11 protein-coding genes are annotated in these 18674 nt (G+C 60.9%); 4 read left to right on the top strand and 7 right to left on the bottom strand.

Annotation, left to right across the window (positions count from 1 at the left end; genetic code table 11):
* The first annotated feature begins 19 nt into the window (after positions 1 to 19).
* Positions 20 to 223: an MbtH family protein gene (locus tag A8B82_RS11540; protein WP_067292348.1), complete on the top strand. Its 204-nt coding sequence runs from the start codon at positions 20 to 22 to the stop codon at positions 221 to 223.
* Positions 220 to 4074, top strand: coding sequence for an amino acid adenylation domain-containing protein (locus A8B82_RS11535; RefSeq protein WP_067292345.1), 3855 nt, complete (start codon positions 220 to 222; stop codon positions 4072 to 4074). The genes A8B82_RS11540 and A8B82_RS11535 overlap by 4 nt, the downstream gene beginning before the upstream one ends.
* 42 nt (positions 4075 to 4116) lie before the next feature.
* Here the strand turns inward: A8B82_RS11535 and A8B82_RS11530 are convergent, their stop codons facing one another.
* The 3 genes from A8B82_RS11530 to A8B82_RS11520 are packed head-to-tail and all read right to left on the bottom strand — an operon-like array spanning position 4117 to position 6826.
* Entirely contained in the window at positions 4117 to 4899 is a 783-nt protein-coding gene (locus tag A8B82_RS11530) for an ABC transporter ATP-binding protein (protein ID WP_067292342.1), read from the bottom strand.
* Positions 4899 to 5840 carry a FecCD family ABC transporter permease gene (locus tag A8B82_RS11525; protein WP_067292340.1) on the bottom strand — a complete coding sequence of 314 codons (942 nt, stop codon included), beginning with the start codon at positions 5838 to 5840 and terminating at the stop codon, positions 4899 to 4901. Before A8B82_RS11525 ends, A8B82_RS11530 begins: the two co-directional genes overlap by 1 nt.
* Complete coding sequence (locus A8B82_RS11520; protein ID WP_067292338.1) at positions 5837 to 6826, bottom strand: FecCD family ABC transporter permease; 990 nt, start codon at positions 6824 to 6826, stop codon at positions 5837 to 5839. Before A8B82_RS11520 ends, A8B82_RS11525 begins: the two co-directional genes overlap by 4 nt.
* A gap of 180 nt (positions 6827 to 7006) precedes the next feature.
* On the opposite strand from A8B82_RS11520, the gene A8B82_RS11515 reads away from it, so the two are divergent.
* Both A8B82_RS11515 and A8B82_RS11510 read left to right on the top strand, forming a co-directional pair.
* The gene (locus A8B82_RS11515) at positions 7007 to 7969 is read left to right on the top strand and encodes an ABC transporter substrate-binding protein (RefSeq protein WP_067292336.1); all 963 of its coding nucleotides are present in this window, start codon (positions 7007 to 7009) and stop codon (positions 7967 to 7969) included.
* 111 nt (positions 7970 to 8080) lie between these two features.
* On the top strand, positions 8081 to 10237 hold the full coding sequence (locus A8B82_RS11510) for a TonB-dependent siderophore receptor (RefSeq protein WP_067292334.1): 2157 nt from the start codon (positions 8081 to 8083) through the stop codon (positions 10235 to 10237).
* 260 nt (positions 10238 to 10497) lie between these two features.
* On the opposite strand, the gene A8B82_RS11505 is transcribed toward A8B82_RS11510, so the two are convergent.
* The 4 genes from A8B82_RS11505 to A8B82_RS11490 all read right to left on the bottom strand — a co-directional run bounded on the left by A8B82_RS11505 (position 10498) and on the right by A8B82_RS11490 (position 18607).
* Positions 10498 to 11220, bottom strand: coding sequence for a MarR family winged helix-turn-helix transcriptional regulator (locus A8B82_RS11505; RefSeq protein ID WP_082899265.1), 723 nt, complete (start codon positions 11218 to 11220; stop codon positions 10498 to 10500).
* A 216-nt stretch (positions 11221 to 11436) separates the two neighbouring features.
* Positions 11437 to 12570 (bottom strand): FAD-dependent monooxygenase, encoded by a 1134-nt coding sequence (locus A8B82_RS11500; RefSeq protein ID WP_067292538.1) that lies wholly within the window; start codon positions 12568 to 12570, stop codon positions 11437 to 11439.
* A gap of 260 nt (positions 12571 to 12830) precedes the next feature.
* Positions 12831 to 14921 (bottom strand): acetate--CoA ligase family protein, encoded by a 2091-nt coding sequence (locus tag A8B82_RS11495; RefSeq protein WP_067292331.1) that lies wholly within the window; start codon positions 14919 to 14921, stop codon positions 12831 to 12833.
* Between the two features lie 167 nt (positions 14922 to 15088).
* Complete coding sequence (locus tag A8B82_RS11490) at positions 15089 to 18607, bottom strand: indolepyruvate ferredoxin oxidoreductase family protein (RefSeq protein WP_067292329.1); 3519 nt, start codon at positions 18605 to 18607, stop codon at positions 15089 to 15091.
* Between the last annotated feature and the right edge of the window lie 67 nt (positions 18608 to 18674).

Below are 18674 nucleotides of genomic sequence, written 5' to 3'. Positions count from 1 at the left end.
AGCTGAAAGGAAAACCCAGATGACCCTGCCCAACGACACTCAGATCCTGTGGCGCGTTCTGCGCAATCACGAGGGGCGCTATTCGATGGTGCGCGCCACACACCCCGTCCCCGCGGGCTGGACGCCTGTGGGCGACGCCGCTTTGCGCTCCGAATGTCTCGACCGGATCAGCGCACTGTGGACCGACATGCGCCCCCTGAGCGTGCAGGAGGCATTGGCATGAGCAAGGATTTCATCACCCCGACCGCCCGGCCGCTGACCCTGATCGAACGTCGCATCTATGCCCACGACCATGTGGGAGAACTGGGCCCCTTTGGCTTCGAGACACTGATATTGGGGTTTGACCACCGTTATGCCCGAGCCGATCTGGTGGCCGGGATCAATGATGTTCTGGCGCAGCATCCGGCCTTTACCGCCGCGTTTGTAACCCATGCAGGCGGCGCGGTGGAACGGCAGGGCACAGGTCACACGGAACTGGTGATACACGCGGACTCAGGCCTTGACCGTGCCCGCGCCCATGCCGCAACCCACACGCCCGATCTGACGGGGCAACCCAGCTACGCCGATCTGTGGGCTGATGACAACGCGGGGCATATCCTGACCCTGGTGCTGCACCCCATCTTGGGGGATGACGCGACATTCCACAGCATTGAAACCGCGCTTTGGGATGCTTTGGACCTGCGCAATGCACCCGATGCGCTGCCGGTCCCTGCATCAGATATTCAGCCCGCGCACGCCCGCACCCAGTGGCGCGACCTGATGAACAGCCACCAGATCGCGCGCCTGCCGCACCGCTATGTGTCCGCCGGTCAGCTGCCGCCTGCCACCAAACGCTTTGCCCGCCAGATCATATTGCCGGATCAGGTCGCCACCAGCGTTTCCGACGCCGATATGGCAGCCCATTTGGGTGCCGCACTCGGCATCGTTTTGCGCCGATACGGTGCGCAGGACGCCCTGCGTTTCGCCATTGCCTTGCCCCCTCAAAGCGCAGAGCGGCGCAGCACCGATCCGCGCCCCCTGTGCCTTGCGCCGGACCTGACGGCGCCGTTTGGCGATGCGGTGCAACTGACCGCCCGCGCCCTGACCGCTGCCCCGCCCGTGCCGTCGGAAACTCTGGTACAGGACCATCTTGCCCATGCCGATGCCGACCCGCATCCTTTGGGGGCAATCTCGTTATACATGCGCGCGCACCGCGACCTGCCCGATGGGATCAGCCACCATCATCGCCCGATGCCCCCCAGCGCCGAGGAACTGGTGCTGACCGCCCAAGGCACACCGGACGGCATCGTGCTGCATGCCGATGCCGACGCCGCCCTGTTCGAACCACCCCTGATCGAGCGGTTTCTGCAACATCTGGAACGGGTTCTATGCGCGGGCTTCGACCACCCCGACCTGCCCGTCGGGCGCATACCCCTGCTTGATACCGCAGAGCTGGACGCCCTGTCGGCCCCGTACCCCGACGACACCCCGATTGATCCAAGGGCCACCCACGAGATTATCGCCGCCCACGCCCTGACCACACCTGACAAGGTCGCGGTCATCTGCAGGGCAGACCGCCTGACCCACCTTGAACTGAACACACGCGCCAATGCGCTGGCGCACCGGCTGTGCGCCGCCGGTGTCGGGGCAGAAACGCCTGTTGCGATCCTGATCGAACGCGGCGCAGATGCGATTGTGGCGATCCTTGCCGTGCTGAAAGCGGGCGGTGCTTATATCCCGGTCGAACCTGACCACCCCAGCAGCCGCAATCACCACATCCTGACCGATGCGGGTGTTGCCGTGGTCCTGACCCGCCAGCGATTCCGTGACCGGCTGCCCGACGCGTTGGCGGCGCAGGTCATCTGCCTGGATGATCTTGACGATGCACCGCGCGCCGATGCGCCCCCGGTCACGATCCACCCAGACCAACTCGCCTATGTGATGTATACCTCGGGCTCCACCGGCAAGCCCAAGGGCGTGGCGGTGGAACATGGCCCCCTGTCACACCACAACCAGACCACCGCGCGGGTCTATGAAATGAGCGCCGAAAGCCGCGAACTGCCGTTCCTGCCGTTTTCCTCAGACGGCGGGCATGAACGCTGGATGGTGCCGCTGATGATGGGTGGCTCGGTGGTGATCCCCGACGGGCCGCTGTGGACACCGGAACAGACCCTTGGGGCGATGCGCGAACACGGCTGCAACAATGCCTCGATCCCCACGACCTATTTGCAGCAACTGGCCGAATGGGCCGAAGACACCGGCACCGCCCCGCCGATGCGGCTGTATTCCTTTGGCGGCGAGGGGCTGGCGCAATCCACATTCGACCTGCTCAGCCGTGCCCTGAACGCCAAGACACTGATCAACGGCTATGGTCCGACCGAAACCATCATGACGCCGATGGTCTGGAAAGTGGCCGCAGGCACAGGGTTTCAGGGCACCTATGCGCCGCTGGGTCGTGCGGTGGGCGACAGGCGGGTCTATGTGCTGGACGAAGACATGATGCCCTGCCCGCAAGGGGTGGTCGGCGAGATTTATCTGGGCGGCACCGGTGTTGCACGCGGTTATGTCGGGCAGCCGAAGGTCACTGCCGACCGTTTCATTCCCGACCCCTTCGGGCCTGCGCTGGACGGAACCTCGGGCGCACGTCTGTACCGTACCGGCGATCAGGGCCGCTGGCGCGAGGATGGCACCGTTGAATTCGTGGGCCGCGTCGATTTGCAGATCAAGATCAACGGCTATCGCATCGAACCCGGCGAAATCGAGGCGGCATTGCTGGCCGAACCGGATGTGACCGAGGCACTGGTGCTGCTACGCGAAGAGGGCGCAACCAAACGTCTGATCGCCTATGTCACCGGCCCCGCGCCGGGGGCCGAAGAGGCCCTGCGCCGCGCATTAGAGACCAAACTGCCCAAACACATGCTGGCCGAGGCGGTGGTGGTCCTGGACAAGATGCCAACCAACCCCAACGCTAAACTGGACCGCGCCGCCCTGCCCCTGCCCGAGGCGCGCAACCGCCAGACGCTTGGCGTTGCAGCCGTTTCGGGATCCGAACAACAGGTGCTGACGCTTTGGCGTGATCTTCTGACGCTGCCTGACATTGGCGTGACGGATGATTTCTTTGCCATGGGCGGGTCGTCCCTGCTGGCGCTCAGGGCCATTGCGGGGATGCGCAAACTGTGGCCCGACGTGCCGCTGACCGTCGCCGATTTCTTCGATGCGCCCACCGTGCGTGGCATTTGCGCACGCATCGCACAGGGCGGGCAGACCGGACGCACCGCCATCACCCTGCGCGCGGGCGGCACGCGGCCCCGGCTCTATTGCTTTCCGGGGCTGCTGGTCTCAACCCGCGAGTATTTGCGGCTGACCGATTACCTGGGGCCGGATCAACCTGTGACGGGGTTCCTGTGCCATTCACTGAACGAGGAAAAGCAGTTGAACGTGTCGGTGTCGGACGTGGTGGCCGATTACGTCGATCACATCCGCCGCGAAAGCGCGGGCGCGCCGGTGGCGTTTCTGGGCTGGTCCTGGGGCGGGTTGCTGGCATGGGAGGCCGCACGGCAATTGCAGCACGAGGTTGATGTGAAAATGCTGGGCATGGTCGATGTCTGCGATCTGGGCACCGATTTTACCCCCGGTGCCACGCCGGTCTTTGCCCCCGGCGAACGCGCGCAGCTTGAAGCCTACTTGCAGGCATGGCTGGCCCGCACACAGATGCGCGCGCAATGGGATCAGCTGATCGGCGCGATGGATGCCGAATGCTATGCGCAGTTCCTGCGGTTCATCGGCAACGAGGCAGACCCCCTGCCCTTTGACGGGCCGGACATTTCCAGCCGCGAACATACGTTCTGGGTGCTGATCGACAACGCGCTAGTGTTCCGCCAGCACCGGCTGATGCCCCTGGATGTCCCTGTTGCTTCGTTCAGCGCGGGCGATAGCCTGAGCCGCGGACTGAACCTGATGGACTGGCGCAAATGGTCGGCCCGCGCCACACCGGCCGAGATTGTAAGCGGCACAAACCATCTGCACATCATCGGCGATCCGGCCTTTCACGAACGGTTTCGTGCGCGCCTGAATGTGGCCTTTGCGATGGGTTAGCCATGAGGTCTGGCGGCGGCAGAAACCCCGCCAGACCGCGACTTATTCGCGCGGAAAAACCACAGGTTTGCCAAAGACGGGGTCGCGGGCCACATCTGCCTCCAAGTCATAAAGTGCCGCGACCGTCCGGGGCGTAATCGCCTGCTCTGCCGGGCCTGCGCAAATCAACTGCCCGTCGCGCAACCCCAGCACCTGGTCGCAGAACCGCCCCGCAAGGGTCAGTTCATGCAGCACCATCACGATACTGCGCTGCTGGTCATCCGCAAGCTGGCGCAGCAGACGCAACAGTGACAATTGATGCTGCAAATCCAGAAATGCGGTGGGTTCGTCCAGCAGGATCACCGGCGTGTCCTGCGCCAGTGCCAAGGCGAGCCAGACCCGCTGCCGCTGCCCGCCCGACAGCGCGCTCAGACGGGTTGCGCTCAGGTCCGACAGCTCTGTCGCCGCCAGGGCGCTTTCGATGGCGTCATGATCGGCGCCAGAGAGCGGCCGGAAAGCCTTGCGCCAGGGGGTACGCCCCTTGGCAACCAGCCCGCCAACGCTCATATCCGGCACCACCGGCGGGTTCTGCGGCAGGTAGGCCATGCATTGCGCGCGCTCGACAGCTGCAAGCTGCGTCAACGGATGGCCTTGAAATGTGATCCGACCGGCATCGGGCTGCTGCACGCCGGCAAGGCAGCGCAGCAATGTGGATTTCCCGCAACCGTTCGGCCCGACAATCCCGGTCAGCCCACCGCTAGGCAAGACAGCAGAGAACCCGTCATAAATCTGGCGGCCCCCAAGCCGCAGCGACAGGTTTTCGATGTTGAATAGGGGGTCAGTCATCAGCGGGCCTCCTGCCGGTCGCGCCAGAGAAAGAAAATCAGATAGGGTGCGCCGATCACGCCCATGACCAAACCCGTCGGGAACACGGCTACAGGTGCGATCAGACGCGCCATCAGATCAGCCGCCACCAGCAGACAGGCGCCGGTCAGCGCGGCGGGCCAGATCGCGGGCGCTTCGGCCCCGGTTATCGCACGGGCCAGCGGCGCTGCGACAAAGGCGACAAAGCCGATGGGGCCCACTGCCAATGTGCTGGCCGCTGTCAGCGCGGTGACAAGACCGAGCACCAGAACCCGCATCTGCGACAGATCAACACCCAGCGATGCCATCACCTCGTCGCCCAACCACAGCAACCCCAGCCGATGCGCGCGCAGTGCCGCCAGCACCCCACCTGTCAGCAAAACCAGCCATACCCAGCCGGCGGTTGCCAGATCGGCACGCGCCAGGGACCCCGAAAGCCAGATCATCGCGCGGGCGGCTTTGGCATCCGGTGCCAGAACCAATAGCACCGTCGTGGCCGCCGCCGCTGTGGCCCCGACCCCGATGCCGAACAGCACAAAGGCCAGCGCCCCGCGCCCCTGTGCCAGTGCAGTCACGCAAAGCATCACAAGTGCCGCGCCGCAGGCCGCGCCTGCCAGCAGTGGCAGGTCGAACAGCAGCGCAATGGCAAAGCCAAGCCCCGCCCCCTGCGTCAGCCCGATGATATCCGGCGTCGCCAGCGGGTTGCGCGTCAGCCCCTGCATCAACGCACCCGCCATCCCCAGCGCCATGCCCGCCCCCACAGCAATCAGCACGCGGGGCAATCGCAGCCCGTACATCAGGAAATCCTGTGTATCCAACAGCCCCTGCACCAGCGCCACCGGGCCAAGCCAGTTGCGCCCGCCCGCCAGTCCCAGCCAGACCAATAGCAACAGCATCATGGGCAGCAAGACAGTCCGCCTCATGTCTGCGCCCCTGCGCTGCGCGGCAGCAGCCGTGTCAGCACCACAACCAACCCGACGCCCCCGAACATGGCCACGATCAATCCGGCGTCAATCTCGCCCGGACGCACAATCACCCGCCCGGCCACATCGCTGGCCATCAACACCGCCGCCCCCAGCGGAACACAATAGCCATAGGCGCGCCGCAGCTCTGCCCCCGCCAGCCCGCGCGCGACAAAGGGCACCAGCAGCCCCAGAAAGGCAATCGGCCCGACAATCGCCACCGACGCGCCCGACAGCACCGTGACCAGAGCCAGCGTCATCGAGATGGTAACCCGTGGGTTACGCCCCAGACTGTGGCTCTGATCCGCACCCAGTGTCAGCAGCGACAGCCTGTTGCACAAAAGGACCCCTGCGATCAGGCACAGTGCAATCACCAGAAGAGGGAGAGTTTCACCGCGTGCAACAGGGGGTATCGCGCCCGAAATCCAGTGCAGATATCGCGCCTGCGATTGCGCATCTGTCAGAATCAGCATCATCGCCAGCGACAGGCACAAGGCTTCGATGGCAAGCCCTGCCAACGGCAGCCGCAGCGCTATGCCTTCGCTGCCCAGTCCGGCGTCGCCGCCAGCCAACGCCCACAGCGTCAGCCCCGCCAGCCCGGCCCCTGCTATCGCCGCGACCATGACCAGCGCAGCGCTCGATTGCGGCAGAAATTGTGCCGTTGCCACCGCCATCAGCGCCGCCCCGGCATTGATACCGGTGATGCCCGGATCGGCCAGCGGATTGCCCGTCAGGCTTTGCAGCATCAGCCCCGACACCGCCAGCGCCGCCCCCACCGCCATGGCACAGACCGCACGAAATCCGCGCCCCGGCAGCAATCCTGCGTCGCCGTGCAACAGGGCCTCGGTCGACATCTGCGCCGTGCCGAACCGCAGGGCGCAGAGCAACACCAGCGCCAGAAGGCTCCATAACAACAGGGTCATATACAGGGGGCGCAGCGGGGCCATGGCAATCCATCGACATCAGGGGAGCGTTGGCGGGCACAGGGCTGGCTGAGCACGGGATAGCGCCCAAGACCCTGTGTCCGCAACCCCCGCGGACGGCTTGACAGTGCGGCGGCGGCAAAGGATTGTCCGCGCACCCAGCACACGCCAGGCGCACGACTTCCCCCACCCAAGGAGACTTTGATGCGCGCCGCCCTGCTGTTTTTCCTGTTTCTCATGTCCGCACCTGCGTTGGCAGAGCCGTTCGAGATCACCCACCGCTTTGGCACCACCCGCATTGATGCGCCACCGCAGCGGATCGTGTCGGTTGGCTATCACGAGCAGGATTTTCTGTATGCACTTGGACTTGCGCCCGTAGGCGTGCACGAATGGTTTGGCGCGCGCCCCTTTGCCACATGGGTCTGGGCAGATGCCGCGCGCAAGGCGGCAGGTGCCGCGCGCAAGGCGGCAGGTGCCGAGCCGCAGGTGCAGCGCGGGTTCGAGATTGATCTGGAATGGGTCTGGCAGTTGCAGCCCGATCTGATTGTGGCCAGCTTTGCGCCGATGGACGCGGCCACCTATGACCAACTGTCGCGTATCGCGCCTGTGGTCGGCCCGCCTGCGGGCTACCCCGATTGGAGCGCGCCGTGGCAAGAAGAACTGCGCCTGATCGCCCGTGCCACGGGTCGGCAGGACCGCGCCGAAGCGGTGATTGCCGATGTCGCAAACGTGCTGGCCGACACCCGCGCCAGATACCCCGCCTTTGACGGGGCCACTGCCGCAATCGCCCATGTGGCGGGCACCAAGCTGGTGGGATATGGCCCCGCAGACGGCGCCAACCGGTTTATGGCCGCGCTGGGGTTTGAAACCCCCGAAGAATTCGCGACGCTGGCAACTGCGGCAGGCAACTTTTCGGTCAGCCTCGAACGGATCGACCTGTTTGATCGTGATCTGGCCCTGTGGCTGGCCGATGCGGCTGGGCGTGAACTGATCGAAGCCCTGCCCGCCTATCAGGCCAGTGGCCTTGCTCAACAGGGCCGGTCGGTCTGGGCAGATGAAGACGAAACCGGCGCGATGAGCTTTCAGACGCCACTGTCGATCCCCTGGGCCGCGCAGCGCCTTGCCCCGAAATTTCAAAGTGCCTTAAAAGGCGCAGAACCCGATTGACACCAACCCGCAGAGCCGTAAGTTGCGCCCACCCAGGTCACTCCCAGGCGAGTGCTGATCTCTTTATCAGCATATCCAGCATTAAAAATGCGCCGCTTGACAGGACCCGAGATGACAGATTTTCCCGCACCCCGTTTACCCCGCAAATCGCTGAATGGCGTTCTGGCAGGCTGCACCGCTTTGTCTTGCGTTGCCGTCCTGGCGGCGCAGAGCGCACAGGCGCAGGACAGCGAGCCGATGCAATTGCCTTCGATCCTTTTACGCTACGAGCTGGATTATTCGGGCCGCGTTGACGGCTATCTGGCTCCGGCAACCGAAACCGGCGTGAAATCCGGCGTACCGCTCAGTGAAGTGCCGCAGTCAATTTCGGTTGTCACCTCGACAGAGCTTGAGACCCGCGCACCCGACGAGGTCGAAGACGCAATTGCCTATGTGCCGGGCATCAACCCTTCGACATGGGGCACCGATGACCGGTTTGACCAGTTTTCGATCCGTGGTTTCGACATGGGAACAAGTGCGCTGTACCGCGACGGCCTGCCACAAAAGGCGCTTAGCTTTTCGGCATTCTCCACCGATCCTTTCATGATCGACCGCGTTGATGTGCTGCGTGGCCCTGCGGGGGTCTTGTACGGATCGAACGACGCGGGTGGCATGGTCAATCTGGTGACCAAACGGCCGGTGTTTGAACGTCTGGCCGAAGGCCGGTTGAGCTATGGCAGCAACAACACCGCAGAGGCCGCGTTCGACTGGTCCGACACCATCAGCGCCGACGGTACGATGGCGGCGCGGGTGACCGGCCTGCTGCGCAACGGCGAAACCGAGGTTGACAATTCAGACAACGACCGGGCGTTCCTGGCCGGTGGTTTCACCTGGGCACCGTCGGATGACACCACGCTAACGATATTGGGCCATGTGCAGCGCGATGCAAAAACACCACTGATATTCTCGCCTGTGGCGGGCGAAGATTTCGACGCGGCATTTGGGCCGCTGCCCGCCGATTTTGCCTATCGTCAGTCGGACTATAACCACTTCAAGACCAGGCAGGAATCGCTGGGCTGGGAACTGACCCATCGTTTCGGCGATGGTTTTACCTATAACCAACGCGTCCGATTGGCCCATCAGACCACCGATTATGCCCATCTCGACTATAGCTATGCGGATGCATCGGGCCTGAACTATTATGCATTTCGCAATGACGAGGATGCCCGCACCATCGGCTTTGACAATAATGTCGAATGGACCACCCAACTGTTCGGGGCCGACAACAGCGTGATCGCAGGTTTCGATTACCAATACAGCCGCGCCAACGTCACCCAATATTACGACGGCAGCATTTACACGCTGCCCTACGCCGACCCCAGCTTTGACTTTGCGGTCACCGATCCGGCGCTGTCTTCGCGTGATCGCACGATCTATGAAGAAACCGGCATTTATGTTCAGGACCACCTGAAGTTTTCCAACGGCACTGCGGTCACAGCGGGTCTGCGCTATAGCCGGTTCGAGAATGAAGCCACCGACCTGTTGTCCGGTGCCAGCAGCAGCCAAAGCGACAGCGCCGCCACCGGCATGATCGGTGTAACCCATGAATTCGCCAACGGGCTGACGCCTTACATCGGCTACTCCGAAGGTTTCATCCAGAATGTCGGCACCACGATAACCGGCCAGACGCTGGACCCGTCGAAAAGTCGCCAATGGGAAGTCGGCCTGCGCTATCAGCCGACAAACACCCTGATGTTCAGCGGTGCGGTCTTTGATCTGCGCAAGACAAATGTGAAGGACTACGATCTCTCCGATCCGACTTTCTCAAGCTTTACGCAGGTGGGTGAGGTGCGCTCGCGTGGCGTTGAACTCGAAGCGCGGGGTCAGTTGGCAGCCAATTTCCAAGGCATCCTTGGCTATAGCTATATTGACTCGGAAATCACCAAATCCTCGGATGCCTCAAAGCTGGGGAACTCCAACGCGATGGCCCCGATGCACCAACTGTCGCTCTGGCTGGATTATGATGCCTCGGCCCTTGTGAAGGGCCTGACCGTTGGTGGCGGTATCCGTTATGTTTCGGAGTCCTTCTCGACACAGGACAACTTGCGGATCACGCCCAGCCACTCCGTGGCGGACATCGCAGTAACCTATGAGGCGCGAAACTTTGACGTGAACGTGAATGTCAGCAACCTGTTTGATCGCGACTACTACGGCGTCTGCTATGACGGCTATGGCTGCGCCAAGGGCGAGGGCCGCGCCATCAAGGTGTCGCTCAGCCGCCGCTTTTGAGTTTCCGGTCTGGTTGCGGCATTCGTCGCAACCAGACCGAAATAAATTGCCGGTGCTGTCGCAAACGCCTGGGAAAATGGGCCTCGTCGCCGGGCTGTGATCGGTGGTGCCCATTGATGTGTCGGCTGTGGGCCGGATCATGACGGCTAATTTCAAAGGCAGCCACCATCCAGATGCGTAATATTCACGGCATCAAAACTGCCTTGCTAGACAGGAACCGTCACAGATGGCGGCCCCAAGCTGTCATGCAATTGTTGCCCTCAGGTCGTGCTTTTCTTGCGCGCTTTCTTATCAATCTTTCGCCGCTGGGGCGCGCGACTAAGTTCGTTGTTTCTACTAACAAAAACTTGCAGCGCATTGATAAGGTTGATCTGCTCTTCTTCTGTCAGGACGCCAAGCAGCCTCTCGCGCAACCGGCTGACACCGGGTCGCGTCTGGTCGATCACACGCTTTCCTTCCGGCGTCACCGAGAGACGTTTCTGACGAAGGTCTTCGAGAATAGGGGAAATTTGCAGATAACCACGCTCAGAAAGCTTTGCGACCGCTCTGCCACAACTGGTCTTGTCCACTGCTGCGAAGCCAGCCAAGCTGGTCATATCTATCCCTGGAAAAGAACTTACGGTTACCAGAATAATCCACTGGACAGGCGTAATGTTCACGACGGACATATCCTCGTCAAATCCTGCTTGAAAAATCTGGTAGCTACGCCTGATCAGGTGTGCGGGATGCGCGATCATTTCGTCGTACAAATCATATTTTTTTCCGGAATTAGCGTGGTCCGGTTCACTGTCTTCGCTTATTTCTTCCATAGACTCCTTATCCATAGCGGCCCCTTCGACAGCAAGTTTACGACACCTTTCGAATGTGTCGCCAAATAAAACGAAAAGCGTCTGACCTGCGCAAGAGCAAAGCGGCATCTTTTCAGCAACCCATGCTTTAACCTGACCATTGAAGATGTACATCGCATCCGCGGAAATCAGCATGTTTTCATCAGGCGTCAGCAGATCGTGGCCGGTGACGGTGCAGGATTAATGGGTCCTGACCCTAAGATGGCCTGTGGATGCCCGTAAGAAGGCAGGGGCCTATTTGTGCGAAAATCGCGCCTGGAATGAGGGCGCGCCACCTCCGGCGAATGATTATGACATATCCCGGAGGTAGATCACTTCAGAGGGGCATTCCACAACCGGCAGCCCCGGCTTTCAGGTTCGGGCCTCGTCGTAGGCTCGCATAAACCGGGGCGCGGTCTGGCGCAGGCGCTCCGGGTCCATTCGTCCGGAGCGGTTAATATATTCAAAGGCAAATTCGGTTGGCGGCAATTGCATCCGGTCCGCATAGTCCTCGTACCACAGGGCCGAAGCGTTGGCGGCCTCGTAGATCTTGCGCGCGATTGGCGCGCGTTCGGTCTGATATGCGGCAAATGCTTCGGCAAGGCTTTCGGACCGAGAGAGCGCCCGGGTCAACGCGATGGCGTCTTCAAGGGCCAGCCGGGTGCCTGAGCCGATGGAAAAATGCGCCGTATGCGCCGCGTCGCCCACCAGGGCATAACGTCCCGCTGTCCAGTTTTCACACCAGAGCTTGGGAAACTGCCGCCAGCTCGACTTGTTGGCGATCAGCTTCGCACCGCCCAGGACATCCGCAAAGATCTCCTCGCACAGCGCAGCGCTTTCCGCTTCATCCATCTCCGCAAAGCCGCAGCGTTTGAACACTGCATCGTTGCATTCGACAAGGAAGGTACTGCTGTCGGGACTGTAGCGATAATGGTGCGCATTAAGCGGACCGTTGTCCGTGTCCACAAAGGTTTGAGTCAGTGTGTCAAAGGGACGATCGGCGCCAAACCACGCAAAGTGATTGCCGAAATACTCGATGCTTGGCTTGAAGGCGTCTTCCATCGAGGTGCGCACCAGCGAATTCAACCCATCTGCCCCGATCACGAGATCCGCGTCCAGTTCATCCAGCGACTCGATCCGCCGGTCGAAATCCACGGCGATATTCAACGCTTCGGCCCGCTTGCGCAGGATCTCGATCAGCGCGAGCCGCCCGATGGCGGTGAACCCCACACCGTCCAGTGTGACGCTGCCCTTTGGCAGGTTCAGCGTCATGTTCTGCCAGCGCTCCATGTTGGGCACGACAAGGTCATGCGTCTCGGGGTCGTCGGCTTTGAGAAAGGCCAGCGCTTCATCTGAAAAGACGACGCCGAAGCCGAAAGTCGCGCCCTTGGGGTTCTGTTCATAGACTTGAAGGTCGACCGCAGGCATCAGGCGGCGCAGCAGGATCGCTGCATAAAGCCCGGCAGGACCGCCACCAAGAATGGCAATTTTTGAAAGATAGGACATGGATATCTCCAGTGTGTTGATGTCGGTATTGCTCCGGTCGTTTTGTGTTGAGGAGCAGGTCAGCATCGAAAAGCGGCAGTGCGGCTACAAAAGTCACGGCGACGGATACCCAGAAGCAAAGCAAGGAAATGGGCAGGACCGCGCGGCGACATTAGAGATTTTCATGCCTGCAACCCTTTCACTTCACGGTAGAAATCCCGGTTTTCGTGGATCAGGAGTTCTGAAACCTAGAAAGCGACCTGATGTGAAGCCTCATCCCCTCATTCAGCGTTGCTCTGTGTACAGGTGATCAGCGCGTCGAGCGCGGCGACGCCATCGGCGCGCACGGCCAGCGGGTTGATTTCGATTTCGGCGATTTCCGGATGATCGAACATGATCTGCTGAAGCGAGTTGAGAGCGTCAATAACCCCGTCCACATCCCCCGGTGCCCCGCCCCTAAATCCGGTCAATAGAGCGGCGCCCCGAAGCGACATGACACGCTCGCGCAGGGCGTCGCGGCCGACCGGCGCAAGACAGGTCGCGGTGTCAGCCAGAAGCTCGGTCAGCACTCCGCCACTGCCGACACTCAGACAGACCCCCCACGACGGATCGCGTACGGCACCTACGATCATTTCTGTGTCGAACTGCCACATCGCCTCAACCAGATAGCGCCGCGACGCACCGAGGTCCGGGATCGCGTCGATGGCCTCCAGCGCCGCATCCAACCCCGCGGCGTCCCGCACACCCAGATGGACCCCGCCCGCGTCGGATTTGTGCAAGATGGTGGAGTCCAGAACCTTGACAACCACCGGCCCGCCCAGCGTTTCAAGTGCCGCATGGGCCTGCGCACCAGTTTCGCAGACCACGCGTGCAGGCGTGGCAACACCATAGGCCGCAAGCAATTCCTTCGCCTCCGCCTCGTCCGGGGTACTGGAAAGCGTTTCTGCCTTGTTGGGGGCGAAAGCTTCGTCCTGCGCCGAAAGAAGCCGATGCTGGGCCTCAGCGTCCCGCACCAACGCGATCAGACCGTCGGCGAGCGCATCGGGCGATCCGGCGCTAAAAATGCCCTGCGCGGACAAGGCCGCATGTTCCGCGCCCATGTCTCTGGTCCCAAGACTGGCAAAGAGGATGGGAGTGTCATGCTTTTCCAACACCCGGCCCAGAACCACCTTGGCGTCAAGAGCGGACGGTTCGTCAAGCGCATAGATCACTGCCGCGTCGATTGCTGCGTCCGCCAACACCGTCTCGACGACCGCGCCGAAACTGTCTCCCGGCCGCCCTGTATCCACGGGGTTGGCAAGGTATGTAAGCGGCGGCAAAAGCCCGTTCAGCGAGGTAACCGTTTCGGGTGCCAATGGCGGGACATCCACCCCTGCGGCCTTGAGCCGGTCCGCAATGATCAGCCCTGGCCCCGCCTGCCCAGTGATCACCGCAACACCCGGTTTCGCAAGCGGCGGCAGACGGCGGTGGGCAAGGGCGGTTGCAGCGAGCACGAGCGCCTCGGCGCCGTCCACCACCAGGGCACCGGCCTGGCGCATCGCCGCTACCGTGGTCTGGTGCGCGCCCATCATCTTGCCGGTGTGCGACAGGGCAAAATCGCCCACGTCCTCTTGCCCCACGGGAAAGACCACAACCGGCTTTTTCCGGGTCGCGCGCGCAACCGCCTGAAACAACGCCCGCCCGTCGGTCACGCCTTCCAGGTGCAGCGCGATTGACTTTGTGTCCGGATCATTCATGAGAAATTCAATCAGCTCGACTGTGCCCACGTCGGCGGAATTTCCCAACCCGACCGCATGCGACACGCCATGGCCCAGCCGATGCAGAAGAAGCGCGATGGTAAGGTTCACCCCGCCAGACTGCGCAACCACGCCCACTGGCCCTGCAGAGATCTGGTCGAGCCCCGGCGCAAAGGACGCCACGCATCCCCGCTTGGGATTGATGAAGCCCGAGGTGTTCGGCCCCAGCAGCCGTATGTCAGCAGCGAGACACGAGGCGAGCAGTGCTTCTTGCAAGGCGCGGCCGTCCTCGCCCGTCTCGGCGAAGCCGCCTGCGATGACAAGCAGTCCTCCCGCCTTGGCCAGTGCCGCGTCCTCTGCCACGTGTGGGGCAAGGCCACTGGGCACCGCCAGGATCACGAGGTCAGGAGCCTCCGGCAGCGCCGCGAGCGTCGGATAACACCGCTGCCCCATGACCTCTTGCGCCTTCGGGTTGACCGGGTAGACGGTGCCCGGAAACCCCGCAAGGGCCAGCATCGCTTGCGCCCCTGCCTTTTCCAATGCATTGGTCGCACCGACCACGGCAACGATCTCTGGCTTTAGCGTACGGGCAAGATTTTCTGCCCTGCGGCCTTCGGATTTCACGTTGTCTTTCATTGTCTCTCCTCACCCGTCGAACCTTCTGTTTCGACGGCAAACTTGTTCGCGATATCCTGCCACAGTGCGCCAGGGTCTAGCTTTGCCTCGTCAGGAGTGGGTAAGGCCGCTAGCTGCCCCAGCCATTCCGGAAACCTATTCCTTGCTCATGTCCGCGCCGATCCGACCTAAAGCCGCGACTTTAGATCCTGTGCCTTCTGAACGGCCTGTTCATATGACGCAGTCTTCAAGTCTTCGTATCCACGAATGTTCTCTGGTAGGGCCAGCAAGGCATCGCATGTTTCGACATTCTCTGGAGAAACGGACTCGACGACATCGTTCACGATACCGTTGAACCATGCGATGGCGTCACGTTCGACTTTCCGGGCCGGATTCCGACCGAATGGATCCAAAGCGGTTCCGCGCAGGAATTTCATTCTGGACAGAAGTGCGAGTGCAGGGCGGAACCAGCTTCCGATTTCAACTTTTTGGTTCGAGAAAAGCCAGCGCAGGGTCGGGGGTTGAAGATTGTAGCTGAACCCCACCATGCCAGGAAACGCTTCCTTGATCCGTTCCTCAAATACCGGATCAGTCAAAAGCCGTGCCACCTCGTATTCATCTTTATAGGCCATTACTTTGTGCAGATTCTTCGCCGCCCGCTCGATCAGGCGGTCGGCTTGATCCGGGGCCCGGCCATTGGCCGCCTCGGCAACCCTTGCAATGGCGTCAATGTAACGTCGTGCGTAGGCCTTGTTTTGATAAGTCACCAGATCGCGGGTGCATTGCGCGATTGCGTCGCGTAATTCAGGCGACAGCGCAGGCAGCCCTTCGAGCAGCAATGCCGCCTCTGTTTCAGGTACGGCCGAGCGGGCCTTTGAAGGCTCTGCGAGACGGTTTGCAAGTGTCTGCTCCCCTTTATCCATCATAAGAGACAGGCGTTCGGGATCAGCTATGGAAAGGCGGCCTGCGCGGAAAGCCAGGATGTTTGATTGCGCGGCCGCACCGGCGGCCTCCATCGCTTTTTCGATCGACGCCGCGGTGATCGGCAGATAACCGGCCTGATACGCGGCACCAACCGCTACCATGTTCGACAGGATGTAATTCCCGAACAGTTTCTGCGCGATTGTCAGTGCCGGTGTGGTAATCGTACTGCCCGGCCGCACGTGTTTGGAAATGTGATCGCAAATGCCCGCAGGGTCCGTTTTGAAGAAAACGTCTCTGACCATCTCTCCCGTGGGCAGAATATCCGTGCTGATCAATGCGACGCTTCGTTCCTTGTCACACACCTTGAGATTAACCGGATCAGCACCGGCAACCATGTCCGCAGCGAGATAGAGATCTGCGGCACCAGCGGCCACCTTGTTCACGATGATCTCATCATTGGCGTGTGAAATGATAAGGCTCGACAGCACCGCGCCCCATTTCTGGGCCGCTCCGGTAAGGTCAAACGTCTTGACATTCAGCCCGTCGTGCATGGCAGCCTGGGCCAGCATCGAGTTGAGCGTGATAACACCTGTTCCGCCGACACCTGGAATGTAAACCGAATAAGAATGATCAATGACCGGCAGCACCGGTTCGACAATTTCACCCGAAATATCCGGCAGCGCTACTTTGCCAGGGCCCGTGCCTTCCTTGACGTGGATGGAAACAAATGAGGGGCATTCACCTTCCAGACAAGCACGATCCTGATTGCAGGAAGACTGGTGGATCTGGGTCTTTTTGCCAAACGGCGTCTCAACCTTTTGCAGTGACATGCAGTTGGCCTTGCGTCCGCAATCCCCACAGTTTTCACAGACATCTTCATTCACGACTGTAAACGTCGTTGGTTTGGGTGCGAGGCCACGTTTCTGATGGCGACGACGCTCGTTTGCGCAGTCCCCGTCATAAATAAGGACGGTGACGGCATCGACTTGCTCAAGTTCTTTCAGCACTGCTGGAATTTCATCGGGGCGGCGAAGTTGAGTGATTTTTGGAAGCCCGGCTCGCTTGTATTTGGAAGGCTCCTTGGTCGCCAACACGATCCTGTTCACACCATCGAGTTCTAGCCGCTTGCAAAGACTTTCAACGGTGTTCGCGGCTGCATAATTTTGGCCGCCGGTATTGGCGATGACACCGTTGTAGAGAATGCGAAATGTCATCCGCTGGCCGGTTGCAACGGCGTATCGGACATTCTGATGGCTCGAATGAAAATACGAACCATCGCCCATGTTCTGAAGCATGTGTTTTTTGGACGTAAATGGCGACAGCCCAATCCACGGCAAACCTTCGCCACCGAATTGGGTCATCGCTTCGATACGGCGTTCAGGCTGTTCCATGAGCGACGCAAAGGCGTGACAACCCGGTGCGCCCCAAGCGATTTGACCCTCGGGCATCTTGGTCGAGCGGTTATGAGGGCAGCCGGAGCAATAGTTTGGTGTTCGACCCGGAAACAAATTCGGCGCCGGCGTGGACTTCTTGGCTGTGACCGGCTCGACGACAGCCGGACTGTCGTGTGAAATCGGCACCAAATCAACCAATGCCTGTGCCAGACCTTTGGCCACGATATCAAGGTCCATACCACCTTCGATCGGGAAAAGTCGGCGGCCTTCGAGGTCTCGTTTCCCGATAATCTTTGCGTTGGAGTACCCGGCCACGGCCCGCGCCACTTGACGCTCCAGAAAGTCTCGTTTTTCTTCAACGACGATTATCAGGTCGAGACCGTCGGCGAAGTCACGAAAGAACGTCTCGTCCACCGGAGTGAGAAGACCGACTTTCGCCATTCGAATGCCATTCAACGAAAGTGCATCGTCTCCAATCCCGAGCTTTTCAAGCGCAGCACGCACATCCGCGTGGCTTTTGCCTGCTGAAACGATCCCGATCTTGTCGGCCTTGCCTCGTGCTGTCACGCGGTTAAGCTGGTTCGCCCGTGCATAGGCCAAAACTGCTTCATGGCGTTCGTTATAGAGCTCTGCTTCAGTCGCCACGTTGAGACCGGGAAAATATCTGAAATTCGCTAATTTGGCAAAAGGCTTGCCGTCAATTTCAAGGTTCTGCGGCACGACAGGTTTGCAAAGTCTGGCGGTGTCTACGACTTCGCCGCCGTCGCAAAGCGGCGCGACCAGCTTCATCGCAATCCAGCATCCACTGTAGCGGGAAAGCGCGACAGCATGTAGCCCGAAGTCGAGAAACTCCGAAACCGATCCGGGATAGAGAACCGGGATGCCGGCATGCTCGAAAGCGAATTCCTGTTGATAGGGAACGCTCGACGATTTCGCCTCATGGTCTTCCCCGCTCAGGATGACCACTGCGCCGTTTTTGCTCGTGCCGCCAAAATTTCCGTGCTTGAACGCGTCGCCGGACCGGTCGGCACCAGGACCTTTCCCGTACCAAAACGACACTACCCCATCGACCGTCTCATTGGGAAAACCGTCAAGCATTTGGGTCCCTATGAGCGTGGTCGCGGCCAGTTCTTCATTCTGTCCGTGGATGTGCTTGACCCCGTGTTGTTCGACTTTCGCACGGTCGAGCGACAGGTCGTAGCCACCAAGGGGCGAGCCCGGATAACCGGTAATGAACCCTTGGGTGCGTAGTCCCGCGACACGGTCACGGTCCAATTGCATCAGGGGCAGGCGCACCAGCGCCTGAACGCCAGTTAGGTACTCACGCGATTGATCCTGGGCAACGGGCGTTGCTTTGGCGATATCGGGTTTTCTTTGATTGGCGGTCATGCGTAGTCCTCACCCTGGTGCTATATTTAAAAGATTAATTTTGCGCGGCTATCAAATTGGAATATTT

Origin of the sequence: Sulfitobacter sp. EhC04, assembly GCF_001650875.1 — a bacterium.
In the GTDB taxonomy this organism is placed as follows: Bacteria; Pseudomonadota; Alphaproteobacteria; order Rhodobacterales; family Rhodobacteraceae; genus Sulfitobacter.
Note: the sequence above shows the minus strand (reverse complement) of the source record. Positions and strands in the feature narration are given on the sequence as shown.